We start from the raw sequence: 21,624 nt of genomic DNA on the forward strand, positions 1-21,624 counted from the left end.
GGCGGATTTGTGCTCCGGCTTGGCTGGATTGGATTGCTTTGGTGCGTGCGCTCTCGTTTCTCGTCGGCAATTGAAGTCGGAAAATTCTATGGAAAAGCCCGTTGCAAAAGGGATTTGGGACGATTTCCCAAACCGTGCGACGGGCGTTTTTCAAGCTGGCACAGGCTTTGCATAAACGGTGGCAATAGAAAACAGGATTGTCACAAAATAATTCGTTCCGATGTCCACCTGGGAGAAAACCATGCAACAGCAAGTCCGCAAGTCCCCCTCCGGCCTGTTCTTCAAGGCGCTTGCCCTGGCCAGCCTCGTGGCCTGCAGTACCTTGGGCGCCGGTTCGGCCATGGCCCAGGCCAAGCCCAAGATCAAGCTGGCCTATGCCAAGTGTGCGCATTGCATGTCCATGGCCATGGTGCCGGGGCTGGCGCAGAACGTGGAGATCGAAGGCATCAACTTCACCGCCGGCAGCGATGCGCTGACTGCGCTGGTCTCCAAGAGCGTGGACATCGCCCAGGTCACCTACCTGGCCTACGTCAGCGGTCTGGACAAGGGCTTTGACCTGGTGGCCGTGTCGGGCCAGGTCAACGGCGGTTCGGAGATGCTGGTCGGCAAGGACAGCAAGCTGGCCTCGGATGACTGGGCCGGCCTCAAGAAGCTGATCGCGCAATACAAGGCCGAAGGCAAGCCCTTCCGCATCGCCGCCTCGCGCGGCAATGCGCAGGACCTGCACATGCGCGGCGAACTGGCCGGCCACGGCATCGATCCGTCCAAGGACGTGCAGTTCGTCAACATCCCCAATCCCTCGGACCACGCCGCCGCACTCTCGCGCGGCGAGGTGGAACTGATCTGCTCGGTCGAACCCTTCGCGTCGCAGATCCGCATGACCGGGGTTGGCAAGCATTTTGCGTATCCGTATGACCAGGCGGCGGGGCGTCTGACCAACCTGATCGTCACCCGTTCGGATGTCATCAAGGAGCATCCGGCCGAGGTCAAGGAAACCGTGGCCGCCGTGGTCAGGCTGGTGGATGGCCTGCAGAAGGACAAGCAGGGCTGGATCAACAGCATCGTCAAGGGCACCGGCCTCGATCCCAAGATCGCCACCGAAGCCCTCAACAATGCCTATCCCGACTACCGCATGTACCGCACGCAAACCAAGGCCATCGCCGGGATGATGAAGGATCTGAAATACGTTTCTACCGACGTCTCTGCGCTGGCCGAGAAGAACATGGACTACAGCTTCCTGATGAGCGTGACCGGCAAGCCCAAGACCGAACTGGGTTATTGATCCAGCACCCCACAGCATTGAAGGAATCATCATGAGCGGATGGAAACAATCCCTGTCGGAAGCCAAGTGGCGCTTTGCGGTGCCGCTGTTGCTGGTGCTGTTCTGGGAGGCCTTCTCCCGCTCGGGCGTGATTCCGGCGTCGCTGCTGCCGGCACCCTCGCGGGTGTTCGCCACCTGGATGGACTGGATCTTCGGCATCAATGAAGCGGCCCAGGACAGCAGCGGCAAATGGATCTACGACGCCATGGCCAGCTGCCTGCGCGTGACCGCCGGCTACCTCATCGCGGCGCTCTCGGGCATCGCCCTGGGCGTGGCCATCGGTTGGTGGCGCTGGGTCGAGCGCACCATCGAACCGACGGTGCAGATGCTGCGGCCGATTCCGCCGGTGTCGTGGATTCCGCTGGCCATCATCTGGTTCGGCATCGCCAACAAGCCGGCCATCTTCCTGGTGTTCCTGGGGGCCTTCTTCCCGATCCTGATGAATACCGTCCACGGCGTCAAAACCGCCGACCGCAATCTGCTGCGCGCAGCCGCCATGGCCGGTGCCAAGCAGAGCCAGTTGCTGCGTTTCGTGATCCTGCCGGCGGCCATGCCCAGCATCTTTGCGGGCCTGCGCATCGGCATCGGCAGCGCCTGGATGCTCACCGTCACCGCCGAGATGGTGGCCGTCAAGAGCGGGCTCGGCTATGCGCTGTGGGATTCGTATTACTTCCTGCGCTATGACCTGGTGATCGCGGCCATGATCAGCATCGGCCTGCTGGGTTTCCTGGCCGACTGGATCCTCAAGCAGATCATGCATTCCATGCTGCGCTGGCAGCACGTGGCCACCGTGCAGGGCAAGGCCTGAGCACGCATTCAACCATCAAGGACATCGCATCATGGCATTCATCGAATTGAACGATATCGTCAAGGTCTTCAAGGACCGCAAGCGCGGCACCGACATGCTGGCCATCGACCACGTGAGCCTGCGTCTGGAGAAGAAGGAATTCCTCTGCCTGCTCGGCCCCTCCGGTTGCGGCAAGTCCACGCTGCTGAACATGATCGCCGGTTTTGAATTCCCGACCAGCGGCGTGGTCACGGTGGCCGGCAAGCCCATCACCGGCCCCGGCGCGGATCGCGGCATGGTGTTCCAGCAGGCCAACCTCATGCCCTGGCTGCCGGTGTGGGACAACGTCGCCTTCTCGCTCAAGCTGCAGGGCAAGAGTGCGGCCGAGCGGCGCGCGGTGGCCCAGCCCTTCATCGAGACGGTCAAGCTCAAGGGCTTCGAGAACCACTATCCGAGCGAACTCTCGGGCGGCATGGCGCAGCGTGTCGGCATTGCCCGCGCGCTGTTGCAGAACCCCTCGGTGATCCTGATGGACGAACCCTTCGCCGCCCTCGATGCGCAGACCAAGATGGAAATGCAGGAAGAACTGGTGGCCCTGTGGCAGCGCTATGAGGGCACCATCGTCTTCGTCACCCACAGCGTCGACGAAGCCCTGATCCTGGCCACCAAGGTGGCGGTGATGACGCATCGTCCGGGTCGCATGCGCGAGCTGATCGACATCGACCTGCCGCGTCCGCGCGATACCACCACGCCCGAATTCAACCAGTACAAACGCCACGTGCTGAGCCTGATCCGCGAGGAATCGGCGCTGGCCCATGCCGACGCTGCACTGCTGGCAGCCTGAAAGGAAAACCAATGATCCCCCGCACCCTGCTCGGCATGCTCACGCCGTCCTCCAATACCACGCTGGAGCCGGTCACCACCGCCATGCTGGCCGATATCCCGGAAGCCAGCGCCCACTTCGGCCGCTTCCGCGTGACCGAGATCGCGCTGTCCAACCAGGCGCTGGCGCAGTTCGATGACAGCGAAATCCTGCGCGCCGCCGAACTGCTCTCGCATGCCAAGGTTGGCAGCATCGCATGGAATGGGACGTCCTCGGGCTGGCTGGGTTTCGATGCCGATGAGCGCCTGTGCCGCCGCATCACCGAAGCCACCGGCATCCCGGCCTGCACCTCGGTACTGGCCCTGAACGAGATCTTCGATCTCACCGGGGTGAAGCGCTTCGGGCTGGTCACGCCTTACCTGGACGACGTGCAGGCCGCCATCATCAAGAACTATGCGGCCTCGGGCCTGGAGTGCGTCTCCGAACGCCACCTGCGCAAGCAGGACAATTTCTCCTTCTCCGAAGTGGGCGCGCAAGAGCTGCGCGCCATGGTGCATGAGGTGGCCAAAGACAAGCCGCAGGCCATCACCATCTTCTGCACCAACCTGCGCGGCGCACCGCTGGTGGAAGAACTGGAGCGCGAGGTCGGCATCCCGATCTACGACACCATCTCCACCGTGGTCTGGAAATCGCTGCAGCAGGCCGGTGCCGATCCCTCGCGCATTCGCGGCTGGGGCAGCCTGTTCCGCGACGTGCGCTAACGCTCACGCCGGCGCGGGCACCGGCCGCACCGGCGGCTTCTTCCATTTTCAACTTCAGTCTCACGCCCCGGCGCATGCCGGCGGCGCGGGGTGAACCACGCTTGTTCGAAAGGAATACGGATGGACAGCTTTGACCTGGTGATCCGCAACGGCACTGTTGCAACGGCCTCCGACATCATGCAATGCGACGTCGGCATCAAGGACGGCAAGGTCGCCATGCTGGGACGGGGCCTGCCGCCCGGCCGCGAGGAGATCGATGCCAGCGGCAAGCTGGTGCTGCCCGGCGGCGTGGATGCCCATTGCCACCTGGACCAGCCGATGGAGGAGGGCCTGCGCATGGCCGACGATTTCCGCAGCGGCACCATCTCGGCCGCCTGCGGCGGCACCACCACGGTGATCCCGTTTGCGGCCCAGGCGAAGGGCGGCTCGCTGCGAGCGGCCGTGGAGGATTATCATCGCCGCGCCGAGGGCAAGGCGGTGATCGACTATGCCTTCCACATGATCGTCAGCGACCCCAGCGAGGAGGTCCTCAAGAACGAACTGCCGCAACTGGTGCGCGAGGGCTATACCTCCTTCAAGATCTACATGACCTATGACGATCTCAAGCTCAATGACCGCCAGATCCTGGACCTGCTGGCGCTGGCGCGGCGGGAAGGCGCGCTGGTCATGGTGCATGCGGAAAACGCCGACTGCATCGGCTGGCTCACCGAACAGCTGGAAGAGGCCGGCCTGACCGCGCCGAAGTATCACGCCCACTCGCGCCCGATGATGGTCGAGCGCGAAGCCACCCATCGCGCCATTGCGCTCTCGGAGCTGGTGGATGTGCCCATCCTGATCGTGCATGTCTCCGGCCGCGAGGCCATCGAACAGATCCGCTGGGCGCACGGCCACGGCCTGCGCATCCACGCCGAGACCTGCCCGCAGTACCTGGTGCTGACGGCGGATCACCTCGATGACGGCTACCACGGTGCCAAGTGCGTCTGCAGCCCGCCGCCGCGCGACAAGGCCAACCAGCAATACGTCTGGGATGGCCTGGCCAGCGGGCTGTTCACGGTCTTCTCTTCGGACCATGCGCCTTTCCGCTACGAGGATCCGCAAGGCAAGAAGCCGGGCGGCAAGGAGGTGCCGTTCCGCTACATCCCCAATGGCACGCCGGGACTGGAGACGCGCATGCCCATCCTGTTCTCCGAAGGCGTGGGCAAGGGCCGCATCGATCTCAACCGCTTCGTGGCCCTGACCGCCACCGACCCGGCCAAGATGTATGGCCTCTATCCGCGCAAGGGCACCATTGCCATCGGCAGCGATGCCGACATCGCCGTCTGGGATCCGCATCGCCAGGTCACGGTCAGCAACAGCATGCTGCATCACGACGTCGACTACACCCCCTATGAAGGCATGCAGCTGACGGGCTGGCCGGTGCTCACGCTCTCACGCGGCGAGATTGTCTGGCGCGATGGCGAGGTGCTGGGCACACCGGGGCGCGGGCAATTCCTTCCTTGCGGCTTGCCGGATCCGGCTCGGCCCAAGGTGCAGATTCCTGAATAACAGGAATTTATAAATAATTTATCGATTAATTGTCAGTTTGGCCTTTAGCGCGCGTGTTGCAAGCCGTAATCTGCATGGGGGGAGGATCGCCATGCATTGCCTGGCGGCAAGCTGGGGCCGCATGGTCGTGTCATTCCCGCCAATGACGTTCCGTTCGACATTTCCGACAACGACCACGCCTCCACGCCCATGATGAATCGACTCTCGCTGAAGAAAAAACTCTGGCTACCTTTGGTGTTTTCCTGGATAGCCTTGCTGTTCCTCTCCGTCTGGCACGCCTACCAGACCCGTGATTTGCAGATCGCCGAGCGCCAGCGCGGCCTGGAGGACGTGACCGAAATGGCCTATACCACCGTGGCCGGCTTCGCCAAGCTGGAGGCCGACGGCAAGCTCTCCCGCGCCGAGGCGCAGCAGGGCGCCATCGCCCGCGTGCGCGACCAGCGCTATACCGGTGACGGCTACGCCACCCTGGTGGGTGCGGACTCCACCATCGTCATGCATCCCATCAACACCAAGCTCGATGGCCGCAACATGCTCTCCTTCAAGGATGCCAAGGGCAACGAACTCTACAAGATGATCGCCGCAGCCGGTGCCTCGCCGGCCGGCAAGGGCTTCCTCGAATACTGGTGGCCGCGCCCCGGCAGCGACAAGCCCAGTCCCAAGATGGGCTTCGTCAAGCGTTTCAAGCCCTGGAATTGGGACCTGATCTGCAGCGTCTATTCCGATGACATCGAGGCCGACTTCCGCCGCGCCCTGGTACAGGCCGTCGTGGTACTGGTGGCCTTGGGCGTGCTGCTGTCCATCATCGCCGGACTGGTCTCGCGCAACATCTTCCGCTCCATCGGCGGCGAGCCCGCCGAAGCCGCCGAGATGGCCCGCAAGATCGCCGGCGGCGACCTCACCGGCACCATCCGCACCAGCGGCGGCGACCAGCACAGCCTGGTGGCGGCCGTGGCCTACACGCGTGACCGCCTGGTCGATACCGTGCAGGGCATCCAGGGCGCGACCACCTCCATCAAGACCTCGGTCGATGAAATCGCCAATGGCAACATGGACCTCTCCAACCGCACCGAGCAACAGGCCGGTTCGCTGGAGGAGACTGCCTCCGCAATGGAAGAACTGACCTCCACCGTCAAGCAGAACGCCGCCAATGCCCAGCACGCCAACGAGCTGGCCTCGGGGGCTGCCAAGGTGGCGATTCAGGGCGGCGAAGTGGTGGGGCAGGTGGTGCAGACCATGGCCTCCATCAATGCCTCCTCGCGCAAGATCGTGGACATCATCAGCGTCATCGACGGCATCGCCTTCCAGACCAATATCCTGGCCCTGAATGCCGCCGTGGAAGCGGCGCGCGCCGGTGAGCAGGGGCGCGGCTTTGCTGTCGTGGCGTCCGAAGTGCGCTCGCTGGCCCAGCGTTCGGCCGCAGCTGCCAAGGAGATCAAGCAGCTGATCGATGACTCGGTCGGCAAGGTCGATGCCGGTACCCATCTGGTGCAGCAGGCCGGGCAGACCATGCAGGAAGTGGTGGCCAGCATCCAGGGCGTCTCCACGGTCGTCAGCGAAATCGCCACCGCCAGCCACGAGCAGAGCGCCGGCATCGAACAGGTCGGTGAAGCCATCACCCAGATGGATGAAACCACCCAGCAGAATGCCGCCCTGGTGGAACAGGCCGCCGCCGCCGCGCAGTCGCTGCAGGAGCAGGCCGACAAGCTGGTCAATCTGGTCGGCGTCTTCACCCTGGATCGACCGGGGCAGGGGGGCTTGGCCGTGCGCTGAGGCTGGGCGGCCGCCAGGCCGCTTTTTCTTTCATATCGACCAAAAGCGGGGCGGTTGCTGCGGGACGGCAGGCCGCCCCTTTTACATGGGGCGGTCGGCGGCCCGCAGTGGTGCATGCTGCACCAAATGCGTTATCGCGGATAAATAATTTTCAAAAATGCGATTTGGCAGCAGGAAGTGCTGCCAGGGCCGTTTCCTGCCATCAAATACGGCAGCACTATTGGCCGCCTCTTCTCTACCATGGGAGCCGTTTGGATGCGCTGCAGCATGCCTGCTGCGGCGCGCCGTTTCCCCTCTGGAGCCCCTGATGTCCACCGCCATTGCCGCACCCGCCCGATCCGCCAGCCCCGCTTCCTCCCGGCCGCAGCCGATGAGCCGGCTGTTCCTGGTGTGCGTGGTGGTGGCGATCTGCATCTGGGGCGGCAACTGGCCGGTGATGAAGTTCGGCAGCCAGTTCATCCCGCCGCTGTGGTTTGCGGCCAGCCGTTTCCTGTCGGCGGCCATCCTCAGTTTCATCATCGCCGCGGCCCTGGGCAAGCTGCGCCTGCCCACCCGCCAGGAGTGGCCGGTGGTGGCCGGGGTGGGCGTGCTGCAGATGGGCTTGTTCACGGCGCTGGTGACCGGCGCGCTGCACTTCGTCATGCCGGGCCGCGCTTCGCTGATCGCCTATGCCACCTCGATCTGGGTGGTGCCGGGCGCAGCGCTGGTGTTGAAGCACAAGCTGAGCACCCAGCAATCGCTGGCCACCGTCTGCAGCTATGCGGGCATGGCGGTGATCGTGCTGCCGGCACTGCTGCATGCGGACATGCACAGCATGATCGGCTACCTGATGCTGGGCGCGGCGTCGCTGTCCTGGGCCATGAACATCCTGCAGATCAAGATGACGCCGGGCGTGAAGCTGGACTTCGACCTGCTGCCCTGGCAGACCCTGGTGGCCGCCGTGCCGCTGTGCGTGCTGGCCTTGCTGGTGGATGGTGCGCCGACTTTCCTGGCCGATCCGCACTCCTGGGGCGTGATCGCCTACACCGGTCCGCTGGCCACTGCGCTGACCTTCCTGATCGTGCTGCAGATGACCCAGCGCCTCTCGCCGGTGACGGTGTCGGTGTGCATGCTGGGGGTGCCGGTGGTGGGACTGACGCTGTCCTCGTTGATCTTCGGCGAGACGCTCTCGGCGGACCTGCTGCTGGGCATGGGCCTTCTGTGCCTGGGCCTGGTGTTGCCGGCGCTGCCTTCGCTGGGTTTGCGTCGCGTGCTCAGCAAGGCTTGATGTTTTCTACTAGCGATCGGTGAGATAACGCGCAACGCGCTCACCGAGCAATTCACGCAGGGCACGCACGGTGGGCGAGAGGCTCATGCGATGCGTGCAGACCAGGTTCAGCGGTGACGCCTCGCCCTGGTAATCCTCCATCAGCGCTTCCAGTTTTCCGTTGCGCAGGTCGGCCAGCACGTCCAGCCGCGACTTGTAGGCAATGCCCCGGCCCTCCACGGCCCAGCGGTGTACCAGTTCGCCATCGTCGCAGACGCGGTCGCCGCTGACCTGCACTTGTACCGGCGTACCGTCCTTGAAGAAGGTCCATTGCGAATGCAGCATGTCCGACAGCAGATAGCGCAGGCAATTGTGCTGGCGCAGGTCGGCCGGCGTGCGCGGGCGGCCGTGGCGAGCCAGGTAATCGGGCGAGGCGCACAGCACGCGGCGGTTGTCCGGGGCCAGGGGCAGGGCCACCAGGCTGGAATCTTCCGGCGGGCTGTAGCGGATCGCCACCTCTACCGGCTGGCGGAACATGTCGGCCACGCGGTCGCTGATGCGCACCTGCAGGCTCACTGCCGGATGCTGGGCGAGGAATTCATCGAGCCACTGGCACATCAGGTTGCGCCCGAGATCGGAGGGCACCGACAGTGACAGGTTGCCGCCGACAACGCGCCGGCCATGGGCCACGGCATCGCGTCCGGCATTGACTTCGGCCAGCACGTTGCGGGCGTATTGCAGGTAGCGTTCGCCGTCGGGTGTCAGGCGCAGGCTGCGGGTGGAGCGCGCCAGCAGGCGTGCGCCGAGTTCGCCTTCGAGGCGTTTCATGGCGGCACTGGCCACGGCCGGGGTGACATCGTGTTGACGGGCGGCAGCGGAGAGGCTGCCGTTGTCGGCGGCACAGACGAAGATGGCAAGGTCTTCCAGGCGGATCATGAGCGGGAACGATGAAGAAGACGAATCAACGCGCTCATTCTACTTTCAATTTATTTTTGAAAATGTTTCTGCCACGCTCCGCTTTTTTGAAACCGCATCCTGCCCGATGATGTCATTCAAGCCGCAGTCGATCATTGATGCGCATTTCAGAGCATTAAGCAAAATTGAATGCTCAACGCCAACACCATTAAACGCAAGGAACCCCCATGAGCCTGCTCCACGCCGCCCGCAAACGCCACTCCACCAAGGCCTTCGATCCCAGCCGCAAGGTCCCCGAGAACATCATCGCCGAACTGCGCGAGCTGCTGCGCCTGGCCCCGTCTTCGGTGAATTCGCAGCCCTGGCATTTCGTGGTGGCTTCCAGCGATGCCGCCAAGGCCCGCATCGGCAAGGCTGCCGAAGCCGGTTATCCCTACAACCTGCCCAAGATCCTGAATGCCTCGCACGTGCTGGTGCTGTGCGCCCGCACCGGCATCAGCGAACCGCACCTGGAAGCCCTGCTGGAAAAGGAAGAAGCCGACGGCCGTTTCGTCAACGCCGAGGCCAAGGCCGGCCAGCGCGGTTCGCGCCTGCTCTACAGCAACCTGCATCGCTATGAACTGAAGGATGCCCAGCACTGGATGGAAAAGCAGGTCTACCTGGCCCTGGGCACGCTGCTGCTGGGCGCGGCCGAACTGGAAGTGGATGCGGTGCCGATGGAAGGTTTCAATGCCAAGGTGCTGGACGAAGAACTGGGCCTGCGCGAAAAGGGCTTCACCAGTGTCGTGCTGGTGAGCCTGGGCTACAGCGGTGCCGAGGACTTCAACGCCAAGCTGCCGAAGTCGCGCCTGGCGGCCGAGACCGTCTTCACCGATCTGTAATCGGCAGCACGCGCTGGTCCCTCACACCTGATGGATCAGCGCATTGGCTGCCTGCTGCAAAGCGGGCAGCACGCGCGCCAGTGTTTGTTCCTGCGATTCCACTGCCAGCGGAAAACTGAGACTGAGCGCGCCCACGACCTTGGCATGCCGATTCTTGAGCGGCACCGCAATGCCGCGCACACCGGTCTGCAATTGCTGCTCCACCAGCGCATAACCCTGCTGGCGCGCCTGTGCGATCAGCTCGTAGAGACGATCCGGATCGGTGATGGTGTGCGGCGTGAAGGGCGTCATGGCACAGGTGGCCAGCCACTCGCGCACCTGCTGCTCGGGCAGCGCGCCCAGCATCACGATGCCCGGGGAGGCCAGTTGCGCCGGCACCCGTGCGCCCAGCACGAAGCCGGTGGTCATTACGCGTGAAGTACCATTGCGCGCGATGAAGACCAGGTCCCAGCCATCGAGCACGCTGGCATAGACGGCCTCGCCGGTCTGCCCGGTGATCTGCTGCAGGTGCGGTTGCAGGATGCGCGGCAGCGGTGCCGAATCGAAATACGACCAGCCCACTTTCAGCACCCTGGGCGTCAGGGCGAAGGTCTTGCCTTCGCTGTGCAGGTAGCCCAGGTGTTCCAGCGTGAGCAGGTAGCGCCGCGCGGCCGTGCGCGAAAGCCCGGTGCGGGCCGCGACTTGCGCCGAGGTCATGCGCTGGTTGTCGTAGTCGAAGGCTTCCAGGATCAGCAAGCCCTTCTCCAGTCCGGCGATCCAGTCGCGCCGGGCCAGGCCGCCTTCGCCGGCCTCGCTGCCATCTTCCGGCGCGTCGATTTTCTCCACATCGCTCATCGCGGATTCCTCTTGTGCATGGTCCTCATACCCACATCATCAGCGTGTTGGCCGTGGTCTGCAGGGCCGGCACGCCGCGCGCGATGGCGTCCTCGCGCGAGCAGGCGGCGATGTTGGAGGTCACGCTCAGGGCGCCGATGACGCGGCCATTGCGGTTCTTCACCGGAATGGCGATGCCGCGCATGCCCATCTCGAACTGGTTCTCGGTAATGCCGTAACCCTGCTTGCGCATGGTGACGATCTCGGCAAAGAGCGCGGCCTTGTCGGTCATGGCCATGTGGGTGTGCGGGATCAGGGTCACGCGGTCGAGATAGGCGGTGATCTCCGCATCCTCGCGCATGCCCAGCAGCACCCGGCCGGCCGTGGTGGTGTAGGCCGGCAGGCGCGTGCCGGGTTCGAAACCGGCATTGACCAGCTGCGCGGCCGTGACGCGGGTGACATAGACGATCTCGTCGCCATCGAGCAGCGAGAAGTTGGTGGACTCCTGCAGCTGCTGCGTCAGTCGCTGCAGGAAGGGCACCACCGCGCGCGGCACCCGCGCCGATTCCAGATAGGACTGGCCCAGGTTCAACAGGCGCGGCATGAGCCAGAATTTCTTGCCGTCCGAGGCCGCCATGCCGGTATGCACCAGCGTCAGCAGATAGCGGCGCGCAGCGCTGCGGGTCAGGCCCACGCGCTCGGCCACTTCGCTGGCGGTCAGCTGCGGCGACTCGCTGGTGAAGGCCGTGATGACGTCAAAACCCTTCATCAATCCTTCGATCAGGTCTCGCTTCTGGATGTCCAGTTCTACCGAGTTTTGGTCGATCATCGTAAAAAAAGTCCAGAAATGAGTGATTGGCGAACAAGTTGCGCGATTATCGCACGCTTTGCTTCATATCGGCCTTTTTGCAGGGGGTGGGCTTGGCTATACTCGGCTCCGAGACAAATCATCGGGATCATGATGAACACCATAGAAAACAATCCTGTCCCCACCAATCCGCTGGGCATCGATGGCATCGAGTTCATCGAATACGCCACCACCGAGCCGCTGGCGCTGGGTGCCGTGCTGGAGCGCATGGGCTTCGAACAGGTCGGCCGCCATCGCTCGCGCGAAGTGGTGCTCTACACGCAAGGCGAGATGAACGTGATCGTCAACGCCGACGTGTCGGCCTGGTCCGGTTTCGACCATGAGGTGCAGGCCACCAACCTGAGCGCCATCGCGCTGCGCGTGCGCGACGCCAACGAGGCCTATCGCCGCGTGACCGAACTGGGGGCCTGGCCCATTCCCACCCGCGCCGGGGCGATGGAACTGAACATCCCGGGCGTGCATGGCTGTGGCGACTCCATCATCTACTTCGTCGACCGCTATCGCGACTTCTCCATCTACGACGTCGACTTCAAGCCCTCCAGCCAGGAGCGGCGCAAGACCACGGCGCTGTCGGGCATGCATTTCTTCGGCCTGGTGCAGGCCGTGGGGCCGGAGCGCACGCGTGAATGGATCGACTTCTATTCGTCATTGATGGGATTTTCGGTGCTGCCCGAGGGGCAGTTCTTCGGCATCCTGCCCAAGGGCAACCTGCTGGCCAGCCCCTGCCGCCAGTTCTACATCCAGCTGGTGGAACCCCCCGAAGGCACCGAAGACATCCAGTGGGAAGAAGAGTGGCTGCGCCTCGGCCTGGGCACGCCCGACGTGCTGCAGGCGGTGCGGCAATTGCAGGAGCGCGGCGTGATCTTCGTCGACCGCGCGCCTACCCAGATCAGCGAGCGCGGTGCGCTCACCCAGCTTTACAAGGGCGGCGTCAGTTTTGAACTGGTCCGCAGCCAGAAAGACAAGAACTGAGACCATGAAGGAAATCACAGGCACCACCCGCATCTTCCCCGTGATCGGCTGGCCGGTGGAACAGGTGAAGGCACCGACTCTGTTCAACGCGTATTTCAAGCGCCACGGGCTGGATGCGCGCGTGATCCCGTTCAAGATCGAACCGGAGCGCTACTGCGAAGCCGTGCGCATGTTCATGAAGACGGAAAACGTGGGCGGCATCTTCGTCTCCATTCCGCACAAGCCCATGACCCTGGAGGCGGTCGAACAGGCCACCCTGCGCGCCCGTGTCGCCGGTGCCTGCAATGCGGTCTATCGCGATGCCGAGGGCGTGGTCTGGGGCGACCTGATCGATGGCGAAGGTTTCATCCGCGCACTGGCGCGTACCGCTGCCGACCGTCCGCTGGTGTGGAACAGGACGCGCGCCCTGGTGGTCGGCACCGGCGGCGTCGGTTGCGCCATCGTCGCCTCGCTGGCCGCGCAGGGCATCGCCGAGATCAGCGTCTTCGATACCAATCGCGCCGGGGCCGAAGCCTTGCTGGCGCGCGTGGAAGCCGCCTATCCGGCGACCCGCGTGCGTTTCGCGCAGCCGGATGCCAGCGGTGTCGACCTGCTGGTGAACTGCACGCCGCTGGGCATGCACGTGGGCGACCCGATGCCCTTCGCGCTGGAAGGCGTGAGTACGGAGGCCATCGTCGCCGACTGCGGCATGAAGATCGAGATGAGCCAGTTGCTGGTGCAGGCGCAGGCCAAGGGCTGCCGCATCCAGAAGGGCAAGGAGATGCTCATCGAGCAGGCGCCGCTGTATCTCGAACTGTTCGGCTGGCCGGGCGTGGCCGCGGACGACTTCCGTCATCTGGAGGCATTGTGAACCTCGACAATTTCGGCATGGATACCATCACCCTGCCGGGTGGACTGGAATCCAAACTGGCCGCCTCCAAGGCGGCTGGTTTCTCGCAGCTCATGCTGTGGTCCAAGGATCTGGTCGGCTATCCCGGCGGGCTGGAGGCGGCCGTGAAGCTGGTGCGCGAAAGCGGCGTGCGCGTCACCGGCATCCAGGTCATGCGCGATTACGAAGGCCTGCAGGGCAGCCTGCACGACTACAAGGTGGACGTGGCCCGCAACCTGCTGCAGATCTGCAAGGCGGTCGGTGCGCCGCTGCTGATGGTGTGCTCCTCGACCTCGCAACACGCCAGCGGCGACACCCGCCACATCGCGCGCGACCTGGCCAAGCTGGCCAACCTGGCGGTGCCGCTGGGCATCCGCGTGGGCTTCGAAGCCTTGTCCTGGGGACGTCACATCAATCAATACATGCAAGCCTGGGAAGTGGTGGAGATGGCCGATCACGCCAATCTCGGCGTGGTGATCGATTCCTTCCACATCCTTGCCAATCGCGGCGCGCTGGAAGACCTGGATGCCATTCCCGGCCGCCGCATCGTCATGGTCCAGTTGTCCGATTTCATGTGGCGCGAGATCCGTACGCCCGAAGAACGGCTGGAGACGGCGCGCCATCTGCGCGTCTTCCCCGGTGAGGGCGAGCATTCGCTGGAGCTCTCCGACATGGTGCGCCGCCTGCATCGCGGCGGTTATCGCGGCGACTACAGCTTTGAAGTGTTCAATGACGATTACCTGCAGATGTCGCCGGCCGTGGTGGCCGAGCGGGCGCGGCGATCGGCCAAGTGGGTGACCGACCAGGTGCTGCGGCGCGGCCTGCGGGTGCGTGAAGCGGTGGCGGCGTAGACGCATAAAGCGATCCTTAACCTGCAGTCAACAATCAGAAATCAGCATCAGCATCAGCATCAGCAGCACCACCGGCTCGCCACAACAAAACCATAGCGAGCGGGTTTGACGATGCGACACCGTCCCTTCAGGGGGCGGGCCGCATGATCACAACAGAGGAGACCCCATGACACCGCAGCGCCCTTCATCCTGATCCACCGGCCCCTTCCCTGAACACGCCAGGGTGCAGCGGGCCCACCGTTTCCTCCCGTTCGGAACATGCCGCGCAGCGCGCCGGCAGGGGACGCATTGCGTGTGCCGGGAGTTACGCTCCACCACCATCATCACAACCATAACCACAAACACAACAGAGATCCGAGACATGACAACACGATCCACCCGCCCAACAAGCGCACTGCGCAGGCCCGTCGCCATGGGCCTGCTGCTGGCCGCCTCCACCACGGCCCTGGCGCAGAGCACCGGCAACGTCACCCTGTATGGCACGGTCGACCAGTACCTGGGCTACATGCACAGCAGCAGCGGCAAGAGCCTGTGGGCGCTCAACGATGGCGCGATCCTGCGCAGCCGCATCGGCCTCAAAGGCTATGAGGATCTGGGCGGTGGCTATGCCGCCACCTTCACGCTGGAAAACGGATTCGCCGGCGACACCGGCGGCCTGGCCGACAGCACGCGGCTGTTCGACCGCCAGTCCTGGGTCGGCATCAAGACCCCGGCCGCCGGTGAATTCCGCGTGGGCCGCCAGAACAGCGTGCCCTTCTTCATCGGCGGTGCCATCGACTATACCGAGCGCACCACCTACGGCTCCATCATCAATACCTTCGGCGTGCCGTCGCGCTTCGACAATGACCTGTCGTGGAAGTCGCCGCGCTGGGCCGGTTTCCAGTTCGATATCCACTACGCCATGCCGGAGACCGCAGGCGAGGGACTGGGCCGCCGTGGTGTCTATCAGTTCGGTCTGGATTACACTAACGGCCCGTATCGCGCAGGCTATGCCGGCCTGGTGGCAAAACCCAATGCCGGCGGCCTGTACAGCAATACGGTGCAATACCATAACGTGTATGCCGACTACGACTATGGCCCGGGCAAGATCTACCTGGCCTACGTACGGAGCAACAACACCACCGCCAACGCCAATGGCAACAATGCCGCGACCATCCTCAACAATGTCAGCAATCCCAACAATTTCTTTGCCGGTAACGATCCGAATATCCAGCGCTTCTACAACGTCTACCAGGTCTCGGCGGACTATCGCCTGACCCCGCAGCTGCGCATCGGCGCGCTGTACGGCGTGATGGTCGACACCTCCCACAAGGATGGTGGTGCACAGGGCGGCAACGTGGGCGCCTACTATGACCTCTCCAAGCGGACCACGCTCTATGGATTCGCCAACTACATGAAGAACCAGGCCAATGCCGGCTGGCGCTTCAGCGGCTCGGCCGGACCGGGCAGCAACCTGGCCGGGGCCGACATCAATGGCAAGAGCCTGATCGGACTGCAGATGGGGATCCTGCATCGCTTCTGAGTTCGCCCCGAGCCAGCCATTTCTTAATTTCGGCGGGCCGTCATCGCATCAGCATGACGGCCTGCCCGGCAACACCACGGAGACACCATGCAATCCTCTCATTCCAGCGATCACTCGCAGCAGAGCAAGAAGGCCGCCGCCAGCGGCTGGATCGGCTCGGCGCTCGAATACTATGACTTCTTCATCTATGCTACGGCCGCCTCGCTGATCTTCCCGCAGCTGTTCTTCCCCAAGGGCGATCCGACCACCGCCATCATCGCCTCGCTGGCCACCTATGGCGTGGGCTATGTGGCGCGTCCCATCGGTGCCTTCGTGCTGGGCCACCTGGGTGACACCCACGGCCGCAAGAAGGTGCTGCTGTGGTGCATGTTCCTGATGGGCTTTTCCACCATCGGGGTCGGGCTGTTGCCAACCTATGACCAGGTCGGCCTGTGGGCACCTGCACTGCTGGTCATCATGCGCCTGGCCCAGGGCTTTGCCGTGGCTGGTGAAATCTCCGGGGCCAGTTCCATGATCCTGGAGCACTCCCCCTTCGGACGGCGCGGCTACTACTCCAGCTTTACCCTGCAAGGGGTGCAGGCCGGGCAGATCCTGGCGGCCGCGGTGTTCCTGCCGCTGGCGCATTACATGCCGGCCGAGCAGTTCAATGTGTGGGGCTGGCGCATTCCATTCCTGCTCAGCTTCCTGGTCATCATCGCCGGCTGGATCATCCGCCGCACCGTGGATGAGACCCCGCTGTTCAAGGCCGCCGACAAGAATGAACTGAAGCGCCGCTCGCCGGTGGTGGAAGCCTTCCGCGACAGTTCGCCCAACATGCTGCGCGTGGTCTGCATGGCGCTCATGAACGTGATCCCGGTGGTGGCCACCATCTTCGGCGCGGCCTATGCGGTGCAGCCGGCCTATGGCATCGGCTTCGCCAAGGATGTCTACCTGTGGATTCCGGTGGTCGGCAATATCGTGGCGGTGCTGGTGATTCCCTATGTGGGCAAGCTGTCGGACCGCATCGGCCGCCGTCCGCCCATCATCGTCGGTTCGCTGCTGGCCGGCCTGTTCGCCTTCGCCTACCTGTATGCGATCAGCATCCGCAACGTCGAACTGGCTTTCGTGATGTCGATCCTGATGTGGGGCGTGGTCTACCAGGGTTACAACGCGGTCTTCCCCAGCTTCTATCCGGAACTGTTCCCGGCCCGTTCGCGTGTCTCGGCCATGGCCATCGCGCAGAACGTGGGGACCGCCATCACGGCCATGCTGCCGGCACTTTTCACCGCCGTGGCACCTCCGGGCTCCAGCAATATCTGGCTGACCGTGGGCAGCATCGCCTTCGGCATCACCATCGTGTCGGCACTGGCAGCGCTGTCCGCCCGCGAGACCTATCGCATTCCGCTGGAAAAACTGGGTGAGCGTGATGCCCAGCCGATGCCGCTCAACGAGTATGAGCGTCTGCGTGCGCAGGCTGATCTGGAAGGACGTTACGCCAAGTCCTGATCCGGTCTGACTGTAGAAAAGAAGTAAAAAAAGCGCTGTTCCTTGTTGAGAGGAACAGCGCTTTTTTGTATGGCGCGTAAATTATTTCCAGTCGTGCTCGGGATCGATGCGCTTGCGCCGCAACAGCATCAGTGCCCCCAGCAACAGCAGCAATACCACCACCACCGCGCCCACGCCCATGCCGATGCGCGCCACCAGCAGCAGCGGCGAACGCGGGCCGCCCTCGCGGATCACGGCCACGTCCTCGGGTTTTACCTTGAGGTCGGGGTTGCCGTAATACTTCAGCAGGTAATTCGACAGCGCTGCCACATCCTCGTTGGAAAGCTTGTTGAGCGCATTGGGCTGGTCACCGAAGGGCGGCATGAAGACATGGCCACCGTCTTCGGTCTCGCGCTCCACACCATAGAGGATGGTGGCGATCAGGTTGTTGGCATTGACGCCCGCCGTGGCCGAGTTGTGGAACAGCGAAGGATAGTAGCCATCGCGCGTACCTTGTCCGTTGTAGCCATGGCAGGAAGCGCAGCTGGCCGAGAACAGGCGCGCACCGCGGATCTCCTCGGAACTGTCGGCGGCCAGCGTGCGGCCACGGAACTGCGCCAGCGCATTGCCGGCCTTGCCCTGTTCGAAGCGCGTGCCGAGTGTGGGCGGCGTCGACGAATCCGGGCCGATGGCCGGGGTCTCCTTGAGGTAGACGGCGATGGCGCGCAGGTCCTCGTCAGTCAGTTTGGAGAAGCTGTGCGTGATCGCCTCGGCCATGCTGCCGGCGGCCTGGGCACGGCCTTCCACGCGGCCGGTCTTGAGATAGGCGACCAGCTCATCCTGGCTCCAGGTGCCGATGCCGGCCGTGGGATGCGGCGTGATGTTGGGCGCATACCAGGGGCCGACCTGGGCACCGGAGAGCGCGAGATTGGTTTTCTCCTGCATCAGGAAGCCGCGCGGTGTATGACAGCTGCTGCAATGCGCCGGGCCTTCGGCCAGGTAGCGTCCGCGCAGCCATTGCGGAGAACGCTGCGGGGCCGGGGCCAGCGGCTGGTCCTTCAGGAACAGCGCATTCCACACCTTCATCGACGCCCGGATATTCATCGGGAAGGGCAGGGCGGTCTCGCGCGTCGGGGTATCGACCGGTGCCACTCCCTTCATGAAATACGCATACAGGGCATGCACGTCTGCATCGTTCAATGCGGCATACGCGGTGTACGGCATGGCCGGATACAGGTTGGCGCCATCGGCGCGCACGCCGCGCCGCAGGGCGGCGGCGAATTGCGCTTCGCTGTAGTTGCCGATGCCGTGCGACTTGGAGGGCGTGATGTTGGTGGCGATGATCTCACCGACCGGCGAGGCGATGGCCAGGCCACCGGCCATGGGTTTGCCGCGCGGCGCGGTGTGGCAGGCGATGCAGTCGGAGGCCACCGCCAGGTAGCGGCCGCGCTCGATCAGTGCCGCTTCGGGCGAGACGGCCGGGGCCGGTGCTGCGGCGGGCACATCAGGTGGCGCGCTCGCCGGCTCGGGTGTCTGCGCCATTGCAGACGTGGCCAGCAGGGCAGCGGCGAGGGCGAGGAGGTTCAATGGTCGCATGCTCGTCCTCAGGCTTTCTGCAGTTGACGCACGATGGCATCGGCCGCCTTCAGGCCCAGTGCCGCCATGCTCAGGGTGCTGTTGCCGCAGGCGGTGCTGGGCATGGCACCGCCGCCGGGCAGGAACAGGTTGTCGTGATCGTGCGCGCGGCAGTCGGGATCGACCACCGAATTGGCCGCATCCAGTCCCATGATGGTGCCGCCCATGATGTGCTTGCTCTGCGCAAAGGCGGGGCTGACCTTGATGTCGGTGGCACCCATGGCTTGCGCGATCTTGCGGCCGATGGGCAGCGAATACTGTTCGGCCGACTTGCGGGTGTAGTCGCCCACGTCGTAATGGATGGACGGACGCGGCAGGCCCAGCCAGTCCTTCTTGGCCGAGAGCGTGAGGCGGTTGTCGGCATCGGGCAGCACTTCATGCGCCAGCACGACGTCGGCGGTGCAGGCGGTCATGCGGCGGATTTCTTCGTCCAGCGCCTGGCCGACCAGTCCCTTCTTCAAGGCGGCGAACGTGACGAAACGATTGCGCGCGAAATTGTTGTAGCGGAAATAGGCCCCCGCATGTTCCGAACGGAAGCTGCCCTGCGAGGTTTCCATGATGCCGCTGTTGACCACCGGACCGACACCGGACCAGTAGGGTTCGGACAGCGTGAGCGTCATGGTCAGTTGCGGATGGTCCATCATGTTGCGCCCGACCTGGTCGGAGCTGTTGGCCAGTCCTTGCGGGTTGCGGCTGTTGGCCGACATCAGCAGCAGCTTGGGCGTTTCGATGCCGTTGCAGGCCAGCACGAAGATCTTGCCGGTGACGCGATGGCTGACCTTGTTGGCATCGAAGTAGTTGACGGCGTTCACGCGGTTGGCCTCATCGGTCTCGACCCGGTACACCACGGCATCGGTGAGGATGGTGGCACCCTTGGATTCGAGGCGCGCCAGTGCGGTGGCGGCGTCGTACTTGGCACCGACCGGACAGACCGGCACGCAGTTGTTGTTGGCGCAGCAGGCCGGGCGCTCATCGTAGGGCATGCCGCTGTTGCGCGCCTGGGCCGTCGGGATGTTGTGGTAACCCAGTTCCCGGACCACGTCGGTGAAGCGCTGCTCGCCCGGGCTGAAGGGCAGGGCCGGCATGGGGTAGGGCGCCGAGCGCTGCGGCGGCCATTGCAGGGCCGGGTCGGACGGACCGCAGATGCCCAGCTTGTGTTCGACGCGGGTGTAATACGGTTCCAGCACGTCGTAGCCGAAGGCCCAGTCGCGGCCCACGCCGTAGAGCGTGTGCAGCTGCATGTCTTCCGGCGTCAGGCGCCAGCAGGTACCGGCCCAGTGCCAGGTGGAGCCGCCGGCATAGCGGATGAAGGTCTGGGCGTATTTGTCGGGACCGGAGAGTTCCAGGTAGTGATCGTCCGGATTCTCGCTGGAGGGCATGGGATGCGGTGCCCACGGGCGCGGCGGATAGCAGGAGGAAGGATCGCCCTTGAGCGCCAGCGGCAGGTTGCGGAAGTTTTCCACCACTTCGGCGCGCGCCACGCGCGGACCGGCTTCCAGCATCAGTACGGGGATGCCGGCATCCAGCAGTTGTTCGGCGATGAGCACGCCCACCACGCCGGTGCCGACGATGACCACCTCGGCCTTGTTGTTGCTGTTCATACGTTGATTTTCCACAGGTTGCAGGGATCAGAAGCGCGGCATGTCGGCCAGCGGCACCGTGACCTGACGCCAGCGGTTGGGACCGCTGATGCCGTAGGAGGGGATGGCGACCACGTCCAGCGTGGTCTGGTAGGTCAGCGCTTCTTCATAAGTGAAGACCGTGGCATTGCGCTTGGGCGAAGAGCAGCCGGTATACCAGGCGAAGATGATCCAGTAGGCCAGCGTCTGCTGCGGGCCGGCGGGGATATCGGCGAAGAAGTCTTCCACCTTGCGGGCCTGCTTTTGTTCGGCGATGGCCAGCAACTGGCGCATCAGGGTGTCGAGGTCGGCGTGTTCGCGCGCGGCCACTTCCAGCATGCGCGCACCCACCGCCGGATTGAGGCGGTGATTGACCAGCAGCGCGGACAGGCGCATGAAGGGGGCCAGTTGCGGGCTGTCAGGCTGCGGGATGGCCCAGGAGGGCAGGCTGGACAAGGCGACGTAGCTGCCCAGCAGGCTCACGCCGGTCAGCAGCAGGCTGCGCCGGGACATGGTGACTTGACGGGGAAATCGGTTCATTGGCGGCGTTGGCATGTGCCTGGTGCGAGGAGGGCCCGAAGGCGGGGGCCTCGATGGCCAGGACGATGCGGTTTGTGGTGGAGGATGCGTGCAGCTGTCTTTCAGCTGTATTGCTGGTGGTTTGCTACTGTATCGGTGCTGTATTGGTGCTTCGTTGCGACTGTATTGCTCACTGATGCCTGACTGTTTGCTGACTGTTTGCTGACGTGATGCTGCAGCATGAACGCTGCGCATGTTAACAGGGTTTGCCCCGGCGTGCAGGAAGGTGTTGCAGCAAGGCATCTGCGCCATAAAAGCGCTTCTCTTCCGGCGATCGGTGCAGGGGAGATTTCATGATAATTCTCGCGGGGAACGGTACGCCACTCAGAAGAACAACAGGCGCGCCGTTGCGACATGGGTGACATTCAATTCGATCAGGGG

The 21,624-nt window shown here is 64.0% G+C and carries 19 protein-coding genes; 13 read left to right on the forward strand and 6 right to left on the reverse strand.

Annotated elements, in window-relative coordinates; genetic code table 11:
* Positions 1 to 241: 241 nt before the first annotated feature.
* The 7 genes from ACWHXP_RS00695 to ACWHXP_RS00725 all read left to right on the forward strand — a co-directional run bounded on the left by ACWHXP_RS00695 (position 242) and on the right by ACWHXP_RS00725 (position 8,277).
* A complete protein-coding gene (locus ACWHXP_RS00695) occupies positions 242 to 1,282 on the forward strand; it encodes an ABC transporter substrate-binding protein (protein ID WP_489634706.1) in 1,041 nt (346 codons plus the stop codon).
* Positions 1,283 to 1,313: 31 nt separating this feature from the next.
* Entirely contained in the window at positions 1,314 to 2,129 is an 816-nt protein-coding gene (locus ACWHXP_RS00700) for an ABC transporter permease (RefSeq protein ID WP_034330553.1), read from the forward strand.
* Between the two features lie 31 nt (positions 2,130 to 2,160).
* On the forward strand, positions 2,161 to 2,952 hold the full coding sequence (locus ACWHXP_RS00705) for an ABC transporter ATP-binding protein (RefSeq protein ID WP_489634705.1): 792 nt from the start codon (positions 2,161 to 2,163) through the stop codon (positions 2,950 to 2,952).
* A gap of 11 nt (positions 2,953 to 2,963) precedes the next feature.
* Positions 2,964 to 3,692 carry a maleate cis-trans isomerase family protein gene (locus tag ACWHXP_RS00710; protein WP_039787027.1) on the forward strand — a complete coding sequence of 243 codons (729 nt, stop codon included), beginning with the start codon at positions 2,964 to 2,966 and terminating at the stop codon, positions 3,690 to 3,692.
* A 120-nt stretch (positions 3,693 to 3,812) separates the two neighbouring features.
* Positions 3,813 to 5,237, forward strand: coding sequence for a dihydropyrimidinase (gene hydA / locus ACWHXP_RS00715; RefSeq protein ID WP_209567553.1), 1,425 nt, complete (start codon positions 3,813 to 3,815; stop codon positions 5,235 to 5,237).
* A 192-nt stretch (positions 5,238 to 5,429) separates the two neighbouring features.
* Positions 5,430 to 7,010 carry a methyl-accepting chemotaxis protein gene (locus ACWHXP_RS00720; RefSeq protein ID WP_209534335.1) on the forward strand — a complete coding sequence of 527 codons (1,581 nt, stop codon included), beginning with the start codon at positions 5,430 to 5,432 and terminating at the stop codon, positions 7,008 to 7,010.
* Positions 7,011 to 7,317: 307 nt separating this feature from the next.
* Entirely contained in the window at positions 7,318 to 8,277 is a 960-nt protein-coding gene (locus ACWHXP_RS00725; RefSeq protein WP_121043695.1) for a DMT family transporter, read from the forward strand.
* 9 nt (positions 8,278 to 8,286) lie between these two features.
* On the opposite strand, the gene ACWHXP_RS00730 is transcribed toward ACWHXP_RS00725, so the two are convergent.
* Positions 8,287 to 9,192: a LysR family transcriptional regulator gene (locus tag ACWHXP_RS00730; protein WP_034330560.1), complete on the reverse strand. Its 906-nt coding sequence runs from the start codon at positions 9,190 to 9,192 to the stop codon at positions 8,287 to 8,289.
* 206 nt (positions 9,193 to 9,398) lie between these two features.
* On the opposite strand from ACWHXP_RS00730, the gene nfsB reads away from it, so the two are divergent.
* Positions 9,399 to 10,052, forward strand: a complete 654-nt coding sequence (gene nfsB / locus ACWHXP_RS00735; protein ID WP_489623712.1) for an oxygen-insensitive NAD(P)H nitroreductase — start codon at positions 9,399 to 9,401, stop codon at positions 10,050 to 10,052.
* 21 nt (positions 10,053 to 10,073) lie between these two features.
* On the opposite strand, the gene ACWHXP_RS00740 is transcribed toward nfsB, so the two are convergent.
* Together ACWHXP_RS00740 and ACWHXP_RS00745 are read right to left on the reverse strand one after the other, a co-directional pair.
* Entirely contained in the window at positions 10,074 to 10,886 is an 813-nt protein-coding gene (locus ACWHXP_RS00740; protein ID WP_051156421.1) for an IclR family transcriptional regulator domain-containing protein, read from the reverse strand.
* A 25-nt stretch (positions 10,887 to 10,911) separates the two neighbouring features.
* Complete coding sequence (locus ACWHXP_RS00745; RefSeq protein WP_039787035.1) at positions 10,912 to 11,694, reverse strand: IclR family transcriptional regulator domain-containing protein; 783 nt, start codon at positions 11,692 to 11,694, stop codon at positions 10,912 to 10,914.
* A gap of 129 nt (positions 11,695 to 11,823) precedes the next feature.
* Between ACWHXP_RS00745 and ACWHXP_RS00750 the strand changes: the two genes are divergently transcribed.
* From ACWHXP_RS00750 to ACWHXP_RS00770, 5 genes are all read left to right on the forward strand, one after another.
* Positions 11,824 to 12,705 carry a 4-hydroxyphenylpyruvate dioxygenase gene (locus tag ACWHXP_RS00750; protein WP_088755638.1) on the forward strand — a complete coding sequence of 294 codons (882 nt, stop codon included), beginning with the start codon at positions 11,824 to 11,826 and terminating at the stop codon, positions 12,703 to 12,705.
* A gap of 4 nt (positions 12,706 to 12,709) precedes the next feature.
* Positions 12,710 to 13,555, forward strand: a complete 846-nt coding sequence (locus ACWHXP_RS00755) for a shikimate dehydrogenase family protein (RefSeq protein ID WP_134136621.1) — start codon at positions 12,710 to 12,712, stop codon at positions 13,553 to 13,555.
* The gene (locus ACWHXP_RS00760; RefSeq protein ID WP_034330567.1) at positions 13,552 to 14,424 is read left to right on the forward strand and encodes a sugar phosphate isomerase/epimerase family protein; all 873 of its coding nucleotides are present in this window, start codon (positions 13,552 to 13,554) and stop codon (positions 14,422 to 14,424) included. The genes ACWHXP_RS00755 and ACWHXP_RS00760 overlap by 4 nt, the downstream gene beginning before the upstream one ends.
* A gap of 361 nt (positions 14,425 to 14,785) precedes the next feature.
* Complete coding sequence (locus tag ACWHXP_RS00765) at positions 14,786 to 15,946, forward strand: porin (protein WP_489634704.1); 1,161 nt, start codon at positions 14,786 to 14,788, stop codon at positions 15,944 to 15,946.
* Between the two features lie 87 nt (positions 15,947 to 16,033).
* Positions 16,034 to 17,431, forward strand: a complete 1,398-nt coding sequence (locus ACWHXP_RS00770) for an MFS transporter (RefSeq protein ID WP_310837856.1) — start codon at positions 16,034 to 16,036, stop codon at positions 17,429 to 17,431.
* Between the two features lie 81 nt (positions 17,432 to 17,512).
* Here ACWHXP_RS00770 and ACWHXP_RS00775 read toward each other — a convergent pair whose 3' ends face one another.
* The 3 genes from ACWHXP_RS00775 to ACWHXP_RS00785 are packed head-to-tail and all read right to left on the reverse strand — an operon-like array spanning position 17,513 to position 21,177.
* On the reverse strand, positions 17,513 to 19,006 hold the full coding sequence (locus ACWHXP_RS00775) for a c-type cytochrome (RefSeq protein ID WP_489623709.1): 1,494 nt from the start codon (positions 19,004 to 19,006) through the stop codon (positions 17,513 to 17,515).
* Between the two features lie 8 nt (positions 19,007 to 19,014).
* Complete coding sequence (locus ACWHXP_RS00780; protein WP_489634703.1) at positions 19,015 to 20,646, reverse strand: GMC family oxidoreductase; 1,632 nt, start codon at positions 20,644 to 20,646, stop codon at positions 19,015 to 19,017.
* Positions 20,647 to 20,673: 27 nt separating this feature from the next.
* The gene (locus ACWHXP_RS00785) at positions 20,674 to 21,177 is read right to left on the reverse strand and encodes a sorbitol dehydrogenase family protein (protein ID WP_232729669.1); all 504 of its coding nucleotides are present in this window, start codon (positions 21,175 to 21,177) and stop codon (positions 20,674 to 20,676) included.
* Positions 21,178 to 21,624 lie beyond the last annotated feature (447 nt).

Source organism: Herbaspirillum sp. Her2 (genome assembly GCF_057961375.1).

Bases quoted from the DNA above. Each gene is read 5' to 3' on its own strand.
- ACWHXP_RS00705 (WP_489634705.1), top strand. From the start codon at position 2,161: ATGGCATTCATCGAATTGAACGATATCGTCAAGGTCTTCAAGGACCGC.
- ACWHXP_RS00720 (WP_209534335.1), top strand. From the start codon at position 5,430: ATGAATCGACTCTCGCTGAAGAAAAAACTCTGGCTACCTTTGGTGTTT.
- ACWHXP_RS00700 (WP_034330553.1), top strand. From the start codon at position 1,314: ATGAGCGGATGGAAACAATCCCTGTCGGAAGCCAAGTGGCGCTTTGCG.
- nfsB (WP_489623712.1), top strand. From the start codon at position 9,399: ATGAGCCTGCTCCACGCCGCCCGCAAACGCCACTCCACCAAGGCCTTC.
- ACWHXP_RS00695 (WP_489634706.1), top strand. From the start codon at position 242: ATGCAACAGCAAGTCCGCAAGTCCCCCTCCGGCCTGTTCTTCAAGGCG.
- ACWHXP_RS00765 (WP_489634704.1), top strand. From the start codon at position 14,786: ATGACAACACGATCCACCCGCCCAACAAGCGCACTGCGCAGGCCCGTC.
- ACWHXP_RS00775 (WP_489623709.1), bottom strand. From the start codon at position 19,006: ATGCGACCATTGAACCTCCTCGCCCTCGCCGCTGCCCTGCTGGCCACG.
- ACWHXP_RS00725 (WP_121043695.1), top strand. From the start codon at position 7,318: ATGTCCACCGCCATTGCCGCACCCGCCCGATCCGCCAGCCCCGCTTCC.
- ACWHXP_RS00770 (WP_310837856.1), top strand. From the start codon at position 16,034: ATGCAATCCTCTCATTCCAGCGATCACTCGCAGCAGAGCAAGAAGGCC.
- ACWHXP_RS00745 (WP_039787035.1), bottom strand. From the start codon at position 11,694: ATGATCGACCAAAACTCGGTAGAACTGGACATCCAGAAGCGAGACCTG.
- ACWHXP_RS00730 (WP_034330560.1), bottom strand. From the start codon at position 9,192: ATGATCCGCCTGGAAGACCTTGCCATCTTCGTCTGTGCCGCCGACAAC.
- ACWHXP_RS00740 (WP_051156421.1), bottom strand. From the start codon at position 10,886: ATGAGCGATGTGGAGAAAATCGACGCGCCGGAAGATGGCAGCGAGGCC.
- ACWHXP_RS00785 (WP_232729669.1), bottom strand. From the start codon at position 21,177: ATGTCCCGGCGCAGCCTGCTGCTGACCGGCGTGAGCCTGCTGGGCAGC.
- ACWHXP_RS00780 (WP_489634703.1), bottom strand. From the start codon at position 20,646: ATGAACAGCAACAACAAGGCCGAGGTGGTCATCGTCGGCACCGGCGTG.
- ACWHXP_RS00710 (WP_039787027.1), top strand. From the start codon at position 2,964: ATGATCCCCCGCACCCTGCTCGGCATGCTCACGCCGTCCTCCAATACC.
- ACWHXP_RS00755 (WP_134136621.1), top strand. From the start codon at position 12,710: ATGAAGGAAATCACAGGCACCACCCGCATCTTCCCCGTGATCGGCTGG.
- hydA (WP_209567553.1), top strand. From the start codon at position 3,813: ATGGACAGCTTTGACCTGGTGATCCGCAACGGCACTGTTGCAACGGCC.
- ACWHXP_RS00750 (WP_088755638.1), top strand. From the start codon at position 11,824: ATGATGAACACCATAGAAAACAATCCTGTCCCCACCAATCCGCTGGGC.